Source organism: Rhodococcus sp. IEGM 1305 (genome assembly GCF_030058635.1).
Lineage (GTDB): Bacteria > Actinomycetota > Actinomycetes > Mycobacteriales > Mycobacteriaceae > Rhodococcus_F > Rhodococcus_F opacus_D.
In genome coordinates, this window is record NZ_JASHKX010000018.1 from 24,067 (window position 1) to 38,576 (window position 14,510).

Sequence of the window (14,510 nt, forward strand, 5' to 3'; positions counted from 1 at the left end):
ATGTAGGTCATTGATTTCACCTACCTCGAGGAACCGCGGAATGACGTCGCCCCTGCCCGTGCTGGCTTCCGAGTCGCGGCGCAGCGGTGCGGAGCGAGGAACCCGGCTGTGGACGAGATGGTGCGATCCGCTCCTGCTCGGACTCGTGGCGGTCGCGATCTCGGGCTTCCGGTCCTGGTCGCCGTCGTTCTGGCACGACGAGGCGGCCACCGTCTCGGTCGCCGGGCGCGACATCCCCGACATGGTGCGGTTGCTGTTCGACGTCGACGCCGTCCACGGCGCGTACTACCTGGGCATGCATGGGTGGCTGCGCGTCGTCCCCCTGACCGAGTTCTGGCTGCGACTGCCCAGCGTGCTGGCCGTGGGGATCGGCGCCGCCGGCCTCGTCGTGCTCGGAAAGCTGCTGTCCACGCGACGGGTGGCCCTGGTCGCGGCGCTCGTGTTCGCCATCCTGCCGCGGGTGACGTCCGCCGGAATCGAGGCGCGCTCGTACGCGCTGTCCGCGGCGCTGGCGGTGTGGGTGACCGTCGTGTTCGTCGTGGCCGTGCGCAGGCGGACGGGCACCGCGTGGGTGCTGTACGCGCTGCTCGTCGCGGTCTCGACCACGGTGTTCCTCTACAGCATCCTGATCGTTGCCGCGCACGTGGTGACGCTCGCGGTGACGAGGACCGGACGTCGCTGCGTCGGGTCGTTCCTCCTGGCTGCCGGCGCGGGCATCGCGATCGCGGCGCCGGTGATCGTGCTGGTGCAATCGCAGGCGGATCAGGTCTCGTGGATCGCCGGCCGGAATTTCGATCTCGTGTGGATCGTGCTCGTCGAGCAGTACTTCGACAACGCACTCGCCGTCGCCGTCGTCTCCGGACTGCTCGTCGTCGCCGGAGTGACGGTCGGCATCGTCCGTGGGCGTGACCACCGGGGCGGCGAACAGCCGGGGCTTCTCGCGACGGCCGTGCCCTGGCTCCTCATTCCCACCGCGCTGGTGCTGCTGTATTCGCTGACGTCGCAGAACGTGTATCTGGGTCGGTACTTCACGTTCACCGCCCCCGCGTGCGCACTGCTCCTCGGACAGTCGATGGTGTGGATCGCGGGTCTCGCCGGACGACGATCGCTGCCGCTACTCGCGGTGATCCTCGCGTTGTTCGGAGCCGTCGCCCTGCCGCACTACCTCGTGCAGCGCGGACCCTATGCCAAGCCGAGCGGCATGGATTACAGCCGCGTCGCCGACCTCGTCGAATCCGAGGCCGCACCCGGCGACTGTGTGCTGTTCGACCTGAAGAACGTCTGGAATCCCGGCCCGATGCGCACCGTCGAGACCGTGGATCCGCCCGCCTTCGCCGCTCTCCGCGACATCTCGCGGGGATCGACGGCCGCGGAACTGGGCGGGTTGTGGGACGAGACGCTGGCGCCCGACCGCATCGCGGACCGGATCAGGAGTTGTCCCGCGATCTGGCTGCTGACCAACCGGTCCGCGGGGGTCGACAGCCACACCTGGGCGGCCGTCGATGCCCGTGATCCGGTGCGGCTCGGCGCCAACTACCGCGTCGTGCGGTCCTACGGTTTCGATGTGCAGGAGCGGTGGCAGCTCAACGTCAGCCAGCTCGTGCACTTCGTCCGGCCCGGCACGTAGCAACTCACCTCGCTGAGCCCAACCCGACCATCGTCCCCGACGTCATATAGACCAGGCGTGGGCTCGACGCCGCGACGACGGGTGTGCTGCCCCACGAGTCGTCGTCGCTCACGGTCTGCAGGGGGAGCACCCACAGTTCCTCGCCGGACCGGACGTTCTCGGCGCGCAGGACATCGGATTCCAGCAAGACCGCGGTGTCGCCCTCCGCGGCGACGACGGTGCCGTACGAGTCGGAGTGTCGTTGCCACAACCGTTCCCCGGACCTCAGGTCGAGTGCGGCTTCGGTCCTGCCCTCGTAGTCGCGCAGCAATGCCACCTCGCCCAGCACGGCCACAGCGGTGCCCTGCGTGGCGTTCGGGCCGTACGACTCCGGAGTGTCGACCCGTGGCGTCGACACGAGAGCGGGGCTGGTCCACAGCAGTTCGCCCGTCGTCCGGTCGTAGGCACCGTCGCCGAGAAGCACCGGAATCGTACTGTCGGCGGGGCGATCGACGGCGAGGGTGTGTGCGGCCTCCACATCCGATGCCGCGAGGACGCGACCGGTGCGATCGACGGCCTCGGAGCCCAGCACCTTGCTGAGGGTGCAGTCGCTGTGGACGCGGACGACCACCCCACCCTCGGTGGCCCGGGCGGACTGCGTGCAGTCGGGCAGGGTGCGGGTGAACGTCGGAGTCCCGGTCGCGAGGTCGAACCCCGCCACCTCCCCGCCGAGTTCGAGCACACCCTGACCGTGCTCGGTGCTCATGAGGTGACCGAACGCGTCCTCCCACGCCGAACCGAGATCGAACCGCTGCGACCAGCGGGCGTCGGGGTCGGTGGGCACACCGCTGTGCACCCGGATGTCGTCGGATTCCGGGTCGCCTTCCATCACGTACAGCCAGTCGTCGGCAGCCGTCATCGCCAGGATCGTCCAGTCGGTGGGAGTGCGGGTCACGGACCCGTTGTCGGTGTCGACCGCCAGGATGACGCGTGCGTCCTCGAAGGGAGTCGTGTAACAGACCATCCGCCCGGCAGCGAGGGTGTCGGCGCACCCGCCCAGCGACTCGACCGGCGTCTCCCAACGCACCGATCCCGTGTCGGCGTCCACCCCGACCAACCGCGTCTCGTCCAGCCCCGACGTCTGCTGGTTCACCAACCCGATCATGGTGACCAGCACCTGTCCGGCGTCGACGAATCCCGGCTCGCCCGAGTCGAATCCGCTCCCGTACACCGGGTTGCGGAAGACGGCGAACTGTCGATCGTAGGTGGCGGCCGCATCCAGCGACCACTCGGCGCCTGGTGCATCGGGCGACGCCTCCGGGGCGTCGGGGCCCACGAAACCGGTGAGCCCGGGGATGTTCACCTCCTGGTACTCCGGTTCGTGCACGATCACGGTGGTGACGGCGCCGGCGACGGTCACGACCGCCACGAGCGCTGCGGCCCAAAGGTTTCGGGTGCTCGTGTCGAGGCCCATGTCGGCTACAGCTCCAGTCCGGGGGTCGTGGCCAGGGATTCGAGAAGCTCGTAGGGGAGCGGAGTGGCCGGCAGCGTGGAGGTCGAGCTGACCGACACCCGGGTGCCCGACGGCCGTGTCAGCGTCACGTGACGGCCGGCCTCGTCGACGGCGGGTTCACCGGGGTCGGTCGCCGCGGAGGTGTACCCGTCCCGTCGCTCCAACACGGAACCGTCCGGAAGTCGGGTGGCCTTCGCGGCCTGCGGGTCGTAGGACGGGTCGTACTTGTCCGGCTCGGGCGGAACGGTGTAGCCGCCCGCGATCGAGACCCGCAGGGTCCCCTCGGATCCGGGTGTGGTGACGTCGACGCTCTCACACACCGCGTTGTCGCTGTAATCGGCCAGTTGCAGCGATCCGAGCGGTCTCGACAGCGCGATGCGCTGATCGCGCCACGCGTCGTCGAGCACGGCATTCAGCCGGTCCAGATCGGCGCGGGTCAGCGCCGGTCCCTCGTCCTCGGAGCCGCCCCCCGACCCGCATGCCGTCGGGGGAGGCGGGGTGCCCGGCGGAACCGGTGTACTCGCCAACAGTTCGGGACGCAGCACGATGGCGGTGAGTTCGTCGAGGCTCAGTGGGATGGTGCCGCTGTACTTCGAGCCGGGGTCGGCCTCGGCGAAGTTCTCGTCGGTGGCGTCGGCATGGATCCATGTGCCGTCGGGAAAGTAGCCGGCGACGCTCCGGGACAGCGTGCGGTGGCCGTCGTACTCGGACCACGTGTCGTCCGCATCCAGCACGGTGCCGTCGGGCAGCGTCGTGCGACGGTCGAGTTCGCCGGCAACGCACGGCGGAATCGGCTTGTCCGCCTTGCTGACCGACAACCACAGCGACCCGGGGGACGAGTCCCGAAGCAGTGGTCCCCGAGCGCTGGTGACGCCGCCGAAGTCGTCCTCGACGTCCGGTGGCTGCTCGTACTCCGGAATCGGCTCGAACAGCAACGACTCCGTGGGGCTGACGAGGGGGATCTCCACCGCCTCCGGCAGGGCGTCGAGGACGGCGGCAGTCATGGCCGAGGCCTTGAGTGCCGAGAACCACGGGTAGCGCGGGTTGTCGTAACTCTGCTCGCCTCCGACCCACATGGCGAAGGCTTCCCCCTCCGACGGCGGTTCCACCGTCGCGCAACCGGGAATGTCGACGGGATACTCGACCGTCGGCGTGACGTACGACGGGGCTTCGGCGGGACCGTCGGCGGTGAGGTCGACGGTCGCCGGGCCGGATCCGGTATCGAGCAGTCCCGCGACGATCACCCCGCACGCCATGATCGACACCACGACGAGTCCCGTCGTCCAGCGGTCCTTGCGCCTGTCCGCGCCGTCGCTCATGTGCCCCCACCCGTGTCGCAGGCGCTCATCCCGAACGAAGGAGCATCCGAAGTCCTAGTCGTCACGATTGCGAGCAGCGTTACCGCCCGTGAGTGGTCGACGAGTCCCTGGACTCGTTAACCGCGCACGGGCGCGGAGCGCCTACCGGCCCTGCGGATACGGGAGATGGCCGCTGCTGTCCTCGTTGACGAGGACAGCCCGGCCCAGTTGCGGGAAGGCGCGTTGCGCGCTCGCGGGCCGGTCGCAGACCTTGCAGCCCGCGCCGATCGGGACGACCGTTCTCGGGTGGTGCCGGAGACCAATTCGCTGACCTACCGCGGCTACGCGGTGCAGGACCTGGCAGCGCACTGCAGCTTCGAGGAGGTGGCGTACCAGCTCTGGTAGGCCGAACTCCCCACCCCCGCGCAACTGGAACTGCTCTGCCAGCGTGAACGGGCGGCACGCCGGGCCGACCGCTCCCTGCTGTCGCTGCTGGCGAAGATGCCGACAACTGCCACCCCATGGACGTGGTGCGCACGGCGATCAGCTACCTCGGCGCGGAAGACCCGGCGGAGGACGATAATTCGCCGTCCGAGAACCTCGCGAAGGCGCTGCGCATGACGGCGGTGCTGCCCACGATCGTGGCCGCCGACTTCCGGCGCAGGCGTGGACAGGACCCGATCGCACCGCACTCGCACTTGGGGTTCGCGGAGAACTTTCTGAACATGTGCTTCGGGGACATGCCCGATCCGGCCGTCGTCAAGGCGTTCGAGGTGTCGCTGATCCTGTATGCGGAGCACAGTTTCAACGCGTCCACGTTCGCGGCTCGCGTGGTGACGTCGACACTGTCCGACATCTACGGTGCGGTCACCGCGGCGATCGGGGCGTTGAAGGGTCCGTTGCACGGCGGCGCCAACGAGGCCGTCATGCACGACATGCTCGAGATCGGCGAGCCCGACCGCGCCGAGGAGTGGCTGCTGGGCAAACTCGCCGCCAAGGACAAGGTGATGGGTTTCGGTCACCGGGTCTACAAGAACGGTGACTCGCGGGTACCGACGATGAAGGCGGCACTGCTCGACATCGCCGCCGCCACCGGCGGCGAGAAGTGGGTGCGGATGTACGACATCCTGGAGAAGACGATGGCCGGCGCCACCGGGATCGCGCCGAATCTCGACTTCCCGACCGGTCCGGCGTACTACCTGATGGGATTCGACGTGGAAATGTTCACGCCGATGTTCGTGATGAGCCGGATCACCGGGTGGACCGCCCACATCATCGAGCAGGGCGCGTCGAACAGTGTGATTCGCCCGCTCAGCGAGTACTCGGGCGTCCCCCAGCGCTCCGTCGTCGCCTGACGGTTTGTGCGCCTTTGTGGTTGCTGCCGCTACCAGAAAGGCGCACGGGCGCTAGCGCTTCTTGACGTGCGAGACGATTTCCGGATCGCTCTGTCCGTTCGTCTTCATCTTCTTGTCGGCGCGCTTCTCCTTCAGCGACTTACCGGATTTCTTCGACATGGAATTGCGGGGCGATTTGTCAGCCATGGACCATCCCTGAATGCGGAACCTGGACGGCTCCGATAGTGCTGACAGTACGCCACATCCCGGGAAACCCGGACCGATCGTCGAAAGGGCGGGTTCTAGGACGACGGATCGTCGAACAGCGTCTGCTCCTCGGGATTGGTGAACAGCCCCATCTGCTCGGGCCGTGGCTTGGTGTCGGGGGCGCCAGTCGTCGGGGGCAGCACGACGGTGCGGAGGGCGTGGCGGAGGGCGCCGACGACGCGCTCCCACTGGTCGGCGGACGCGTCGTCGGTCTCCCGCAACCGGGACACCCAGGCGGTGCCGGTGTCCAGGAGCACGAGGATCCGGTCGCGGTCGTGACCGCAGACGTCGGCGACGACAGCCGGATCGGTGTCGATCCCGGGCCCGGGATCGAGATGGAACAGCGTCTGGAGTTCCTTCGGCAGGTCGGTCGACGACATCCGGCTCTCGGTGCGAGGTGCCGCGTCCGGTTCGGGTTCCCCGTCGGGTCCGGAGTCGCGGTTGAAGAACAGTTCGCCACCGAACCGCGACGCGAACTCGTTGTCGACGGTGCGCAGGAAATCGGAGAACGCCTTGCAGCTGTCGGTGAGGTGCTGCGGGACGAACGGGTTACCCGATACTTCCAGGAACGCCGACAACCGGTCGTCGACCAGCACGAACTTGATCCGCGACCACATGCGGTTGAGGTCGGCGGTGACCTCGGCGGCCCGGGTGCGGTCGCTGATGTCGTGCACCAGCGGCGCGAACAGTTGCACGTCGACGGTGTCGGCGAGCGGGCCGACGAACAGGATGGTGTTGCCCATCCGGATCGGGACGTCGCCGTCCGGGTCGCGTTCGGGCAGCAGCCCGAGCATCGGGACCAACGCGAGAGTGATCAGTTCGTGGAGGTGCTCGACGTCGCGCGGGACCACGGCGGCTGCGGGGTCGAGCTGCGCGACCAGCGGCGGCCGCACCGCAACCGGGTCGAACGTGGCCTCGGGATCCGTACTCGACGTCTCGGTGCTCAGGAACGCGGGATGCGTGATTCCCCAGACGTCGCGGAACGCGGCCACGGCCATCGCGGCCAGCTGATCCGACCACGACAGCTTCTTGTCGACGTAGAACGCGGGGGAGCCGTCATCGGGTTCGTCGTCCGGACCGCGGGTCGGCCGGTTCCAGCCCAGCTCGGTGAGGTACGTCTGCTCGGCGTCGGTCAGTGCGCGGTCGGGGTGCAGGTAATGGTTCGACGGCACCTCGCAGCGCACCGTGTCCCCGTCCCACACGACGAACTGGATGCACGGCATCAGCCCCTGGGATTCGTCGAGCTCCTCGAACCCCGATTCCAGGACCAGAAGGTCCTCGTCCTGCATCGCTGCCAGATAGTCCGCGAGGCGCCGCTGGAACTCGGCCCAGTCGCGGTTCACACTCGAATCCAGATCGAAGTCCTGCATGTCTGCTCCGTCCGGGTCGACCACGAATCACCTACTTCCGCTCTATACGGTAGCGGCGATCGCCGAGACCGCAGCGCAGGAGGGTGTGGCGCGCTCAGACGGGGTGACCGGCCGCGATCCGTCCGGTCAGCCTGGTGACGGCGTCGAGGAGGTCCCACGACGTGCCCGGTTCCACGGCCACGGCGGTATCGCCCCACACGAGGTACCGGCCGTCGCCCTCGATGTCCCGCCACGCCAGACCGCCGACGGGGCGTGGTGAGTGCCGCGAGCCGCGGACGACGGTGACGACCCCCTGGCTCGTCGAGGGCCTGTCGAGGATCCGGGCTGCCTGTGCGCTCCCGGCCGGTGTCGGCGGGACCACGATGCCCGCCGCCGTGCCCGGGTCGGTGTCGGGGAGCTGAGCGATCAGCTGCCGGCCGACGTCGTACGGTTCGCAGCTCCGGATCACCACTTCGGCGCCCGGATGCTGCACCGCCGCGATCCCGTGCCCGCGTGCCAGGGCTCCCGTCATGCGGATCGAGGTACCGCCGTCCACACCTGCCGAACCGGAGATCTCGATCCGGAGGTCGGGTTCGGCGAGCACCAGCAGTGCCAACCCGAGCGGGTCGTGTTCGGGGCCGGAGAAGTCGGCGCGGATCCGGCGCTGCTCCGCCTCGTACTCGTCGGCGGTGGCCAGCGTGCTCGTGACCTTGAACGGATACGGAATGCGGTCCTGTCCGGTCTGGGCCCACAACGCCGAGAACTGCGGACCGCTCAACACCCAATGCCCCACGACTATTCGCCGATCACCGCGGGTGTGACGAGGGGCAGTTTCCCGACGAGTTCGCTTCCCTCGTCGATGCTTTCGAGGTAGGTGGGTGGTTCCTCCTCGTCCTCCCGTGCGGCGGGCCGGACCGGGCCGCCGGGCCGCTCGGCGGTGGTCGTCCGGTGAGCGGACACGATGCCGCGCGCGTACTGCGCCACCCCGCCGCCGACGGCGCCGGCCAGCGCCGCACCCGCGATCGAACCCGGTGCGGTCTGCGCGGTCGCCAGCGAGTCTTCGAGCGGCACCTCGCCGCTTCTGCGGTGCTCATTGCGCGGTATGGAATCGGATTCGGGTTCGGCCACCTGCTGATCGCTGGGTATGCCGTGCACCCCGTTCGGTCCGATGTCGAAGCCCACCGGCTGACCGTGGGCCGTTGCGGCGGCGTGGGTGGCGGCGAGGCCGGCCGCGGGGAGTTGTTCGTCCGCAAGGCGGTACGCCGAGGTGTAGAGGGTGTCCATGGCGGCCTTCGCGTTCTGTTCCGCGGCGTCCGCGTCGGCGTCCGCGGTCCAGTTGGCGGGCAGCACCCGGGTCCAGTCGGCCGGGTGGTCGCCGGGCCTGCCGACCGCGCCGCGCACCGCTTCGGCTGCGGCGGTCGCGTGCCGCAACGCATCGCCCACATCGGTGAACCGGCCGCCGACCTGCCCGGCGCGGACGGCGTAGTCGTCGAGTGCCGATGCCACCGCGGCCGCCGCCGGCCCACGCCAGCCGGTGTCGACCGCGGCGCGGGTCGCGTCGTGGAACGCGGTGACCGACTCCTGGAATCGCCGTCCGAGGTCGTCCCAGGCCGCGGCGACCGCGCCGGACTCGGCGGGCCTCAGCGCGTCGACCGCACTCCTGATGGCGCGGTGATCCCACTCGCCCGACCGAAAATTCTCCCCGCCACTCATCCCCGACCTCCGATGCTGGACACTCACGGTCCCGGAGTGGACCCCCCAATCCGGCGGGAAGCCACCTTACCGACTCCTGCGCAGGGCGTGTCGGTGCTCCCGATCTCGGACGGGCTGTGGTGGGCGTCAGCCGCGCGGTCTGGTGGTGACGGGCGGGATGGTGATCACCGGACGCGTCGTCGTCGTGGTGGTGGTGACCGGCGGCAGGGTCGGCTCCGCGGGTGCCGCGGACGGCGGGGCCGCGATCCGGGGCACGGTCTGCTCGGTCGTCGTGACGACGGGAGGCCGGGTGACGGGTGTGGTGACCGGGGCGAGGCTGATCGTCGGGGGAGGCGGCGCGACCGTGGTCCGGACCGGCGGCGGAGGCGGGGCGGGGGTCGTCGAGGGCGCGGGCGGCGGCGCCGTGGTCACCGGCGCCGGTTCGGTGGTGAGCGTGACGGCCCGTGGGGTGGTGAGGTCGGCCATCTGCCAGGTGGGGGTCGGCGGGACGAACACCTGGAAGGTGGCCGGTGCGGCGCTGTAGGGTCCGGCGGCCTGCAGGCCCTCCGACGTCAGCGGCGGCGGTGCGACTGTCGGTCCGCGGTTGCCGAACGCGCCGCCCGCGGCACCGATCATCAGGCCGGAGACCGCCGACACGGTGGCAATCGCGAGTGCCCCGATCGCTACAGTCCTGTCGTCCATGCGCTACCCGTCCTCGGCGTGCAAATGCGTCCACCATAGAGGGCGGTGCCGCCTGCCGCCGCATGTGTTCGGAAGTCGAGTCGGCCGGGCGGGTTCGCTGGACGGTTGCCGGGGTTCGGCGCACGCTGACGAGAACCCTTGTTCGGACGAGCCGGTCAGCCGACGATCGAGCGGTGTCCATACCGCTCCGACCGGGGGTAACGATGTCTCTGCTCGACTGGTTGTTCCGCCGCCCGCTGTCCGAACGAACCGGGGCGGCCGTCGCCGCGTCGGCGATGCTGTTCGCTTCGTGAGCCGGCTCGAGATCGACGCCGACGTCCTCGTCCTCGGTGGCGGACCCACGGGAACGTGGGCGGCACTGGCGGCGGCCCGGGACGGCGCGCGGGTCGTCCTCGCCGACAAGGGGTACTGCGGCACCAGCGGCCCCACCGCGTCGGGCGGCAACAACCTGTGGAACGTCCCGCCCGGGCCGGCACGCGAACGGTCGGTGCAGGCCCGCTTCGAGGACGGCGGCAGGCTGTCGGAGCCGGCCTGGATGTACCGGGTGCTCGAGGAGACCCACCACCGGGTGGACGAACTGGCGGGCGCCGGCTACCGGTTTCCGTCCGGCGACGACGGCCGGGAGGTGCGCACCAGCCTGCAGGGGCCGGAGTACATGCGCCGGATGCGCAGGCGCGTGCACCGCGCCGGGGTCACCATCCTCGACCACAGCCCCGCCCTGGAACTGCTCACCACCGGTGACGGCGTCGTGTCCGGTGCCGCGGGTCTGCAACGGCAGAACGGATACGCGCCGTGGTCGGTGCGCGCAGGGGCGGTGGTCGTCGCGACCGGCGGCTGCGCCTTCCTGTCCGGAAGCTTCGGAACGAACGTCGACACCGGCGACGGACTGCTGATGGCCGCGGAGGTCGGGGCGTCGTTCTCGGGCATGGAATTCTCGACGGCCTACGCGCTGGCACCGGCGTGGAGTGGGCACACCAAGGGTTTGATGATGCAGTTCGCCACCTACTACGACGCGGACGGTCGGGCTCTCGGCGACGGTGGCTTCTCCGCACGCGGCGCCGCGATGGCGCACCTCGCCGCCGGCCGCCCCGTGTACGCGCGACTGGACCGGGCCAGACCCGACATCCGCGCGGCCATGCGCACGTCGCAACCGAATTACTTTCTGCCGCTGGACAAGGCAGGCATCGACCCGTTCACGCAGAAGTATCCCGTGCGGGCCGTATTGGAGGGTACGGTGCGCGGAACCGGTGGCATCCGGGTCGCCGGCACCGACTGCGCCAGCGACGTTCCCGGCCTGTTCGTGGCGGGCGACGCGGCCACCCGGGAGCTCATCACCGGTGGTCGCAGCGGAGGCGGCAGCCACAACGGGGCGTGGGCCATCTCCTCGGGGACATGGGCCGGTGCGGGGGCCGCCCGGTTCGCGCGGACGCGTCCTGCCCCCGACGGGGTGCGCGGCGCGGGCGCGGCAGGCCTGCGCGGACCGTCCGCCCGCCGGCAGGCGTCGCGCTCCATCGTCGGACTGGTGCAGGAGCACACCCTGCCGCTGCGACGCAGCTACCGGCGCAGCGCAACGAGCCTGCAGGACAGCGTGACCGCCCTCGACGAGGCCTGGTCGGGCGCCGCCGATCTGCTCGGCGGCACCGAACGGGAGCTGCTGCAGGCACGTTCGGCCGCCGCGATGCTCGCCGTCGCGCGGTGGGCGACGCACTCCGCGCTGGCGCGGACCGAGACCCGGGGGATGCACGTGCGCACCGACCTGCCGGACACCGACCCGGCGCAGACCCGTCGACTGCTGTCGGGCGGGCTGGGCGAGGTGTGGGTGCGTCCGGAACACGGCACCGCCGAGGCCCGGACGGTCGCGTCGTGATCGAGGTCGTCGTCGCCGACCGCTGCGTGCAGTGCGACATCTGCATCAAGGTCTGCCCGACGGACGTCTTCCGCCGCGGCACGGACGGGGTTCCCGTCGTCGCGCATCAGGAGGACTGTCAGACATGCTTCATGTGTGAGGCGAACTGTCCGACCGACGCGCTGTACGTCGCGCCGTTCGACACCCCGGTTCCCGAGGACTCGACGCACACCGACGCCGAGGGTTTGGCCGCGTCCGGGGCGCTCGGCGCCTACCGCGCCGTGATCGGGTGGGGTGGCCGTCGCACGCCGGGGTCCACGCTCGACCGGAATCACCTCTTCACCCCGTGAGTACTTGTCAACGTCCGGCGGTTAAGAAGTACTCACGGGTGTGGCCTTGCGGATGAACCGACCGATCTCGCGGATGGCGCGGGTGCCCTCGGGGAGCAGTCCGGCGGCGGCCTGGAAGACGTGCACCTGCCGCTCCCATACCTGCAGTTCGCACGGCACACCCGCCTGGGACAGCCGCTCGGACATCAGTTCCGCGTCGACGTAGACCATTTCCTGCGAGCCGGTCTGGATCAGCGCCGGCGGCATGGCGGCGAGGGAGCCGTCCACGGGTGACGTGGACGGCTCGTGCCCGCCCCTGGTGTCCAGCCTTTCGATCAGCCTGGACAGGGCACCGACCGCGCGTTTGGGGAAGACGGCGCAGAGGTCGGCGTTGGGATGGGCCAGCTTGTTCACCGGGTCGAGGTCGGTCAGCGGCGACAGCGCGACGTCGGCGGCGGGACGCGGCAACCCCTGGCGCAGGGCTTCGAGCGTCACCATGAACGTCAGGAATCCGCCTGCCGAGTCGCCGGCGATGACGATGCGGTCGGCGGTGTACCCGTGCGAGAGCAGCCACCGGTACCCGTCGACACCGTCCTCGACGGCCGCCCGGATGGGGTTCCGCGGGATCATCCGGTACGCGACGTTCAGCGTCGACGCCTGCGACTCCGCCGCGATCCGGGACACCATCTGGCGGTGGGAGTTGATCCCGCAGCACAGGAACGCCCCGCCGTGGAGGTAGAGGATCGCCCGCTCGCCGAGCTCACCCGGAGGCCGGATCCATTCGGCGCGGCAGTGCGGCAGCCGGATGGGCCTGCGCACGGTTCCGCGGATGGGGCCGAGCGAGTACCCGAACAGGTCGACGACTCCCGTGGGCCACGGCAGTTCGGGGTAGCGCGCCCACCCGTCCAGGAACGGCCGGACCGTGCGGCGGAGTGTGTGGGCGAGGGCCGTCGACTGCAGGCTGGTTCCGGCGAACTCCCGCCGCGTCACCGGGAGGGGTGACGGGCAGAATTCGTAAGTCGCAGTGCTCATTGCCTGCCTCCGATCCGGCCTCGGTGCCCATCGACTTGCTGCCTTTAGGTTTTCCACCTCTTTGCGCCGTACGGTCTACATCGAAGTTGGTCGCACGGACGCTACGCCCGACGTAGCATCCAGGCGGAAGTCGTAATGGGATAGTGACCGAGTGGGGGTGAACGTCCAGGTGGGGATCATGCCGGTTACCGATTCGATATTCCTTCTCGGCGAATCGCGAGAGCATCCGATGCACGTGGGATCGCTCGAATTGTTCACACCGCCGGAGGATGCCGGCCCCGACTACGTGAAGTCGATGCACGAAACTCTGCTGAAGCACACGGACGTCGACCCCACCTTCCGGAAGAAGCCTGCGGGCCCCGTCGGCAGTCTCGGGAACCTGTGGTGGGCCGACGAGTCGGACGTCGATCTCGAATACCACGTGCGTCATTCGGCGCTGCCGGCCCCGTACCGGGTCCGGGAACTGCTGACGCTGACGTCCCGGTTGCACGGCACGCTGCTGGACCGTCATCGCCCGCTGTGGGAGATGTATCTGATCGAGGGTCTCAGCGACGGCCGGTTCGCGATCTACACCAAGATGCACCACTCGCTGATGGACGGGGTCTCCGGTTTGCGGCTGCTGATGCGGACGCTGTCGACCGACCCGGACGTGCGCGACGCACCGCCGCCGTGGAACCTGCCGCGCAGGGCGTCGGCCAACGGTTCCGCCCCCGCCCCCGACCTCTGGTCGGTGGTGAACGGGGTCCGTCGCACGGTCGGTGAGGTGGCCGGTCTCGCGCCTGCGTCGCTGCGCATCGCCCGCACCGCGATGGGGCAGCACGACATGAGGTTTCCGTACGAGGCGCCCCGCACCATGCTGAACGTCCCGATCGGTGGCGCGCGCCGGTTCGCCGCGCAGTCCTGGCCGCTCGAACGCGTCCACGCCGTCCGGAAGGCGGCGGGGGTCAGTGTCAACGACGTCGTGATGGCCATGTGCGCCGGGGCGCTGCGGGGGTACCTCGAGGAACAGAACGCGCTGCCCGACGAGCCGCTGATCGCGATGGTTCCGGTGTCGTTGCGCGACGAGCAGCAGGCCGACGCCGGCGGTAACGCGGTGGGGGTCACGCTGTGCAACCTGGCGACGGACGTCGACGACCCGGCCGAACGTCTGACGGCGATCTCCGCCTCCATGTCCCAGGGGAAGGAGCTGTTCGGCAGCCTCACCTCGATGCAGGCGCTGGCGTGGTCCGCTTTCAACATGTCGCCGATCGCTCTGACACCGGTGCCGGGGTTCGTCCGCTTCACGCCGCCGCCGTTCAACGTGATCATCTCCAACGTCCCGGGGCCGCGGAAGACCATGTACTGGAACGGGTCCCGGCTGGACGGCATCTATCCGACGTCGGTGGTGCTGGACGGGCAGGCGCTCAACATCACACTCACCACCAACGGCGGCAACCTCGATTTCGGTGTCATCGGGTGCCGCCGCTCGGTGCCGAGCCTGCAGCGCATCCTCTTCTATCTCGAGACGGCTCTGGGCGAGCTCGAGGCGGCACTGCTCTGAGA

Annotated in this window: 12 protein-coding genes and 2 pseudogenes; 5 read left to right on the plus strand and 9 right to left on the minus strand. The window is 69.7% G+C overall.

Going from position 1 to position 14,510, the window contains the following annotated elements; genetic code table 11:
* Positions 1 to 40 precede the first annotated feature (40 nt).
* Entirely contained in the window at positions 41 to 1,627 is a 1,587-nt protein-coding gene (locus QM693_RS22770) for a glycosyltransferase family 39 protein (RefSeq protein WP_283353513.1), read from the plus strand.
* A gap of 4 nt (positions 1,628 to 1,631) precedes the next feature.
* On the opposite strand, the gene QM693_RS22775 is transcribed toward QM693_RS22770, so the two are convergent.
* The 3 genes and pseudogenes from QM693_RS22775 to QM693_RS22785 all read right to left on the minus strand — a co-directional run.
* Positions 1,632 to 3,080 (minus strand): outer membrane protein assembly factor BamB family protein, encoded by a 1,449-nt coding sequence (locus QM693_RS22775; RefSeq protein WP_283353514.1) that lies wholly within the window; start codon positions 3,078 to 3,080, stop codon positions 1,632 to 1,634.
* 5 nt (positions 3,081 to 3,085) lie between these two features.
* Positions 3,086 to 4,438, minus strand: coding sequence for a hypothetical protein (locus QM693_RS22780; protein ID WP_283353515.1), 1,353 nt, complete (start codon positions 4,436 to 4,438; stop codon positions 3,086 to 3,088).
* A 141-nt stretch (positions 4,439 to 4,579) separates the two neighbouring features.
* Positions 4,580 to 4,723 (minus strand): annotated as a pseudogene (locus QM693_RS22785) (short-chain fatty acyl-CoA regulator family protein); the annotation flags it as partial.
* On the opposite strand from QM693_RS22785, the pseudogene QM693_RS22790 reads away from it, so the two are divergent.
* Positions 4,661 to 5,772 (plus strand): annotated as a pseudogene (locus tag QM693_RS22790) (bifunctional 2-methylcitrate synthase/citrate synthase). The pseudogenes QM693_RS22785 and QM693_RS22790 overlap by 63 nt on opposite strands.
* Before the next feature lie 51 nt (positions 5,773 to 5,823).
* Here QM693_RS22790 and QM693_RS22795 read toward each other — a convergent pair.
* The 5 genes from QM693_RS22795 to QM693_RS22815 all read right to left on the minus strand — a co-directional run bounded on the left by QM693_RS22795 (position 5,824) and on the right by QM693_RS22815 (position 9,761).
* Positions 5,824 to 5,958: a hypothetical protein gene (locus QM693_RS22795; RefSeq protein WP_005254130.1), complete on the minus strand. Its 135-nt coding sequence runs from the start codon at positions 5,956 to 5,958 to the stop codon at positions 5,824 to 5,826.
* Positions 5,959 to 6,053: 95 nt separating this feature from the next.
* Positions 6,054 to 7,412, minus strand: coding sequence for a T3SS (YopN, CesT) and YbjN peptide-binding chaperone 1 (locus QM693_RS22800; protein ID WP_283353516.1), 1,359 nt, complete (start codon positions 7,410 to 7,412; stop codon positions 6,054 to 6,056).
* A 70-nt stretch (positions 7,413 to 7,482) separates the two neighbouring features.
* Complete coding sequence (locus QM693_RS22805) at positions 7,483 to 8,148, minus strand: ESX secretion-associated protein EspG (RefSeq protein WP_283353517.1); 666 nt, start codon at positions 8,146 to 8,148, stop codon at positions 7,483 to 7,485.
* 14 nt (positions 8,149 to 8,162) lie between these two features.
* Positions 8,163 to 9,080, minus strand: a complete 918-nt coding sequence (locus tag QM693_RS22810) for a PPE domain-containing protein (RefSeq protein WP_283353518.1) — start codon at positions 9,078 to 9,080, stop codon at positions 8,163 to 8,165.
* A 126-nt stretch (positions 9,081 to 9,206) separates the two neighbouring features.
* Complete coding sequence (locus QM693_RS22815) at positions 9,207 to 9,761, minus strand: hypothetical protein (RefSeq protein WP_283353519.1); 555 nt, start codon at positions 9,759 to 9,761, stop codon at positions 9,207 to 9,209.
* A gap of 289 nt (positions 9,762 to 10,050) precedes the next feature.
* On the opposite strand from QM693_RS22815, the gene QM693_RS22820 reads away from it, so the two are divergent.
* Positions 10,051 to 11,628 (plus strand): FAD-dependent oxidoreductase, encoded by a 1,578-nt coding sequence (locus QM693_RS22820; RefSeq protein ID WP_283353520.1) that lies wholly within the window; start codon positions 10,051 to 10,053, stop codon positions 11,626 to 11,628.
* Positions 11,625 to 11,957, plus strand: a complete 333-nt coding sequence (locus QM693_RS22825; RefSeq protein WP_283331303.1) for a 4Fe-4S dicluster domain-containing protein — start codon at positions 11,625 to 11,627, stop codon at positions 11,955 to 11,957. Before QM693_RS22820 ends, QM693_RS22825 begins: the two co-directional genes overlap by 4 nt.
* A 21-nt stretch (positions 11,958 to 11,978) precedes the next feature.
* Here QM693_RS22825 and QM693_RS22830 read toward each other — a convergent pair whose 3' ends face one another.
* Positions 11,979 to 12,968, minus strand: a complete 990-nt coding sequence (locus tag QM693_RS22830) for an alpha/beta hydrolase (RefSeq protein ID WP_283353521.1) — start codon at positions 12,966 to 12,968, stop codon at positions 11,979 to 11,981.
* A 178-nt stretch (positions 12,969 to 13,146) separates the two neighbouring features.
* Here QM693_RS22830 and QM693_RS22835 point away from each other — a divergent pair, with 178 nt between their 5' ends.
* Positions 13,147 to 14,508 carry a WS/DGAT/MGAT family O-acyltransferase gene (locus QM693_RS22835; RefSeq protein ID WP_280783698.1) on the plus strand — a complete coding sequence of 454 codons (1,362 nt, stop codon included), beginning with the start codon at positions 13,147 to 13,149 and terminating at the stop codon, positions 14,506 to 14,508.
* Positions 14,509 to 14,510: the final 2 nt, after the last annotated feature.

Bases quoted from the DNA above. Each gene is read 5' to 3' on its own strand.
- QM693_RS22770 (WP_283353513.1), top strand. From the start codon at position 41: ATGACGTCGCCCCTGCCCGTGCTGGCTTCCGAGTCGCGGCGCAGCGGT.
- QM693_RS22775 (WP_283353514.1), bottom strand. From the start codon at position 3,080: ATGGGCCTCGACACGAGCACCCGAAACCTTTGGGCCGCAGCGCTCGTG.
- QM693_RS22780 (WP_283353515.1), bottom strand. From the start codon at position 4,438: ATGAGCGACGGCGCGGACAGGCGCAAGGACCGCTGGACGACGGGACTC.
- QM693_RS22795 (WP_005254130.1), bottom strand. From the start codon at position 5,958: ATGGCTGACAAATCGCCCCGCAATTCCATGTCGAAGAAATCCGGTAAG.
- QM693_RS22810 (WP_283353518.1), bottom strand. From the start codon at position 9,080: ATGAGTGGCGGGGAGAATTTTCGGTCGGGCGAGTGGGATCACCGCGCC.
- QM693_RS22815 (WP_283353519.1), bottom strand. From the start codon at position 9,761: ATGGACGACAGGACTGTAGCGATCGGGGCACTCGCGATTGCCACCGTG.
- QM693_RS22830 (WP_283353521.1), bottom strand. From the start codon at position 12,968: ATGAGCACTGCGACTTACGAATTCTGCCCGTCACCCCTCCCGGTGACG.
- QM693_RS22835 (WP_280783698.1), top strand. From the start codon at position 13,147: ATGCCGGTTACCGATTCGATATTCCTTCTCGGCGAATCGCGAGAGCAT.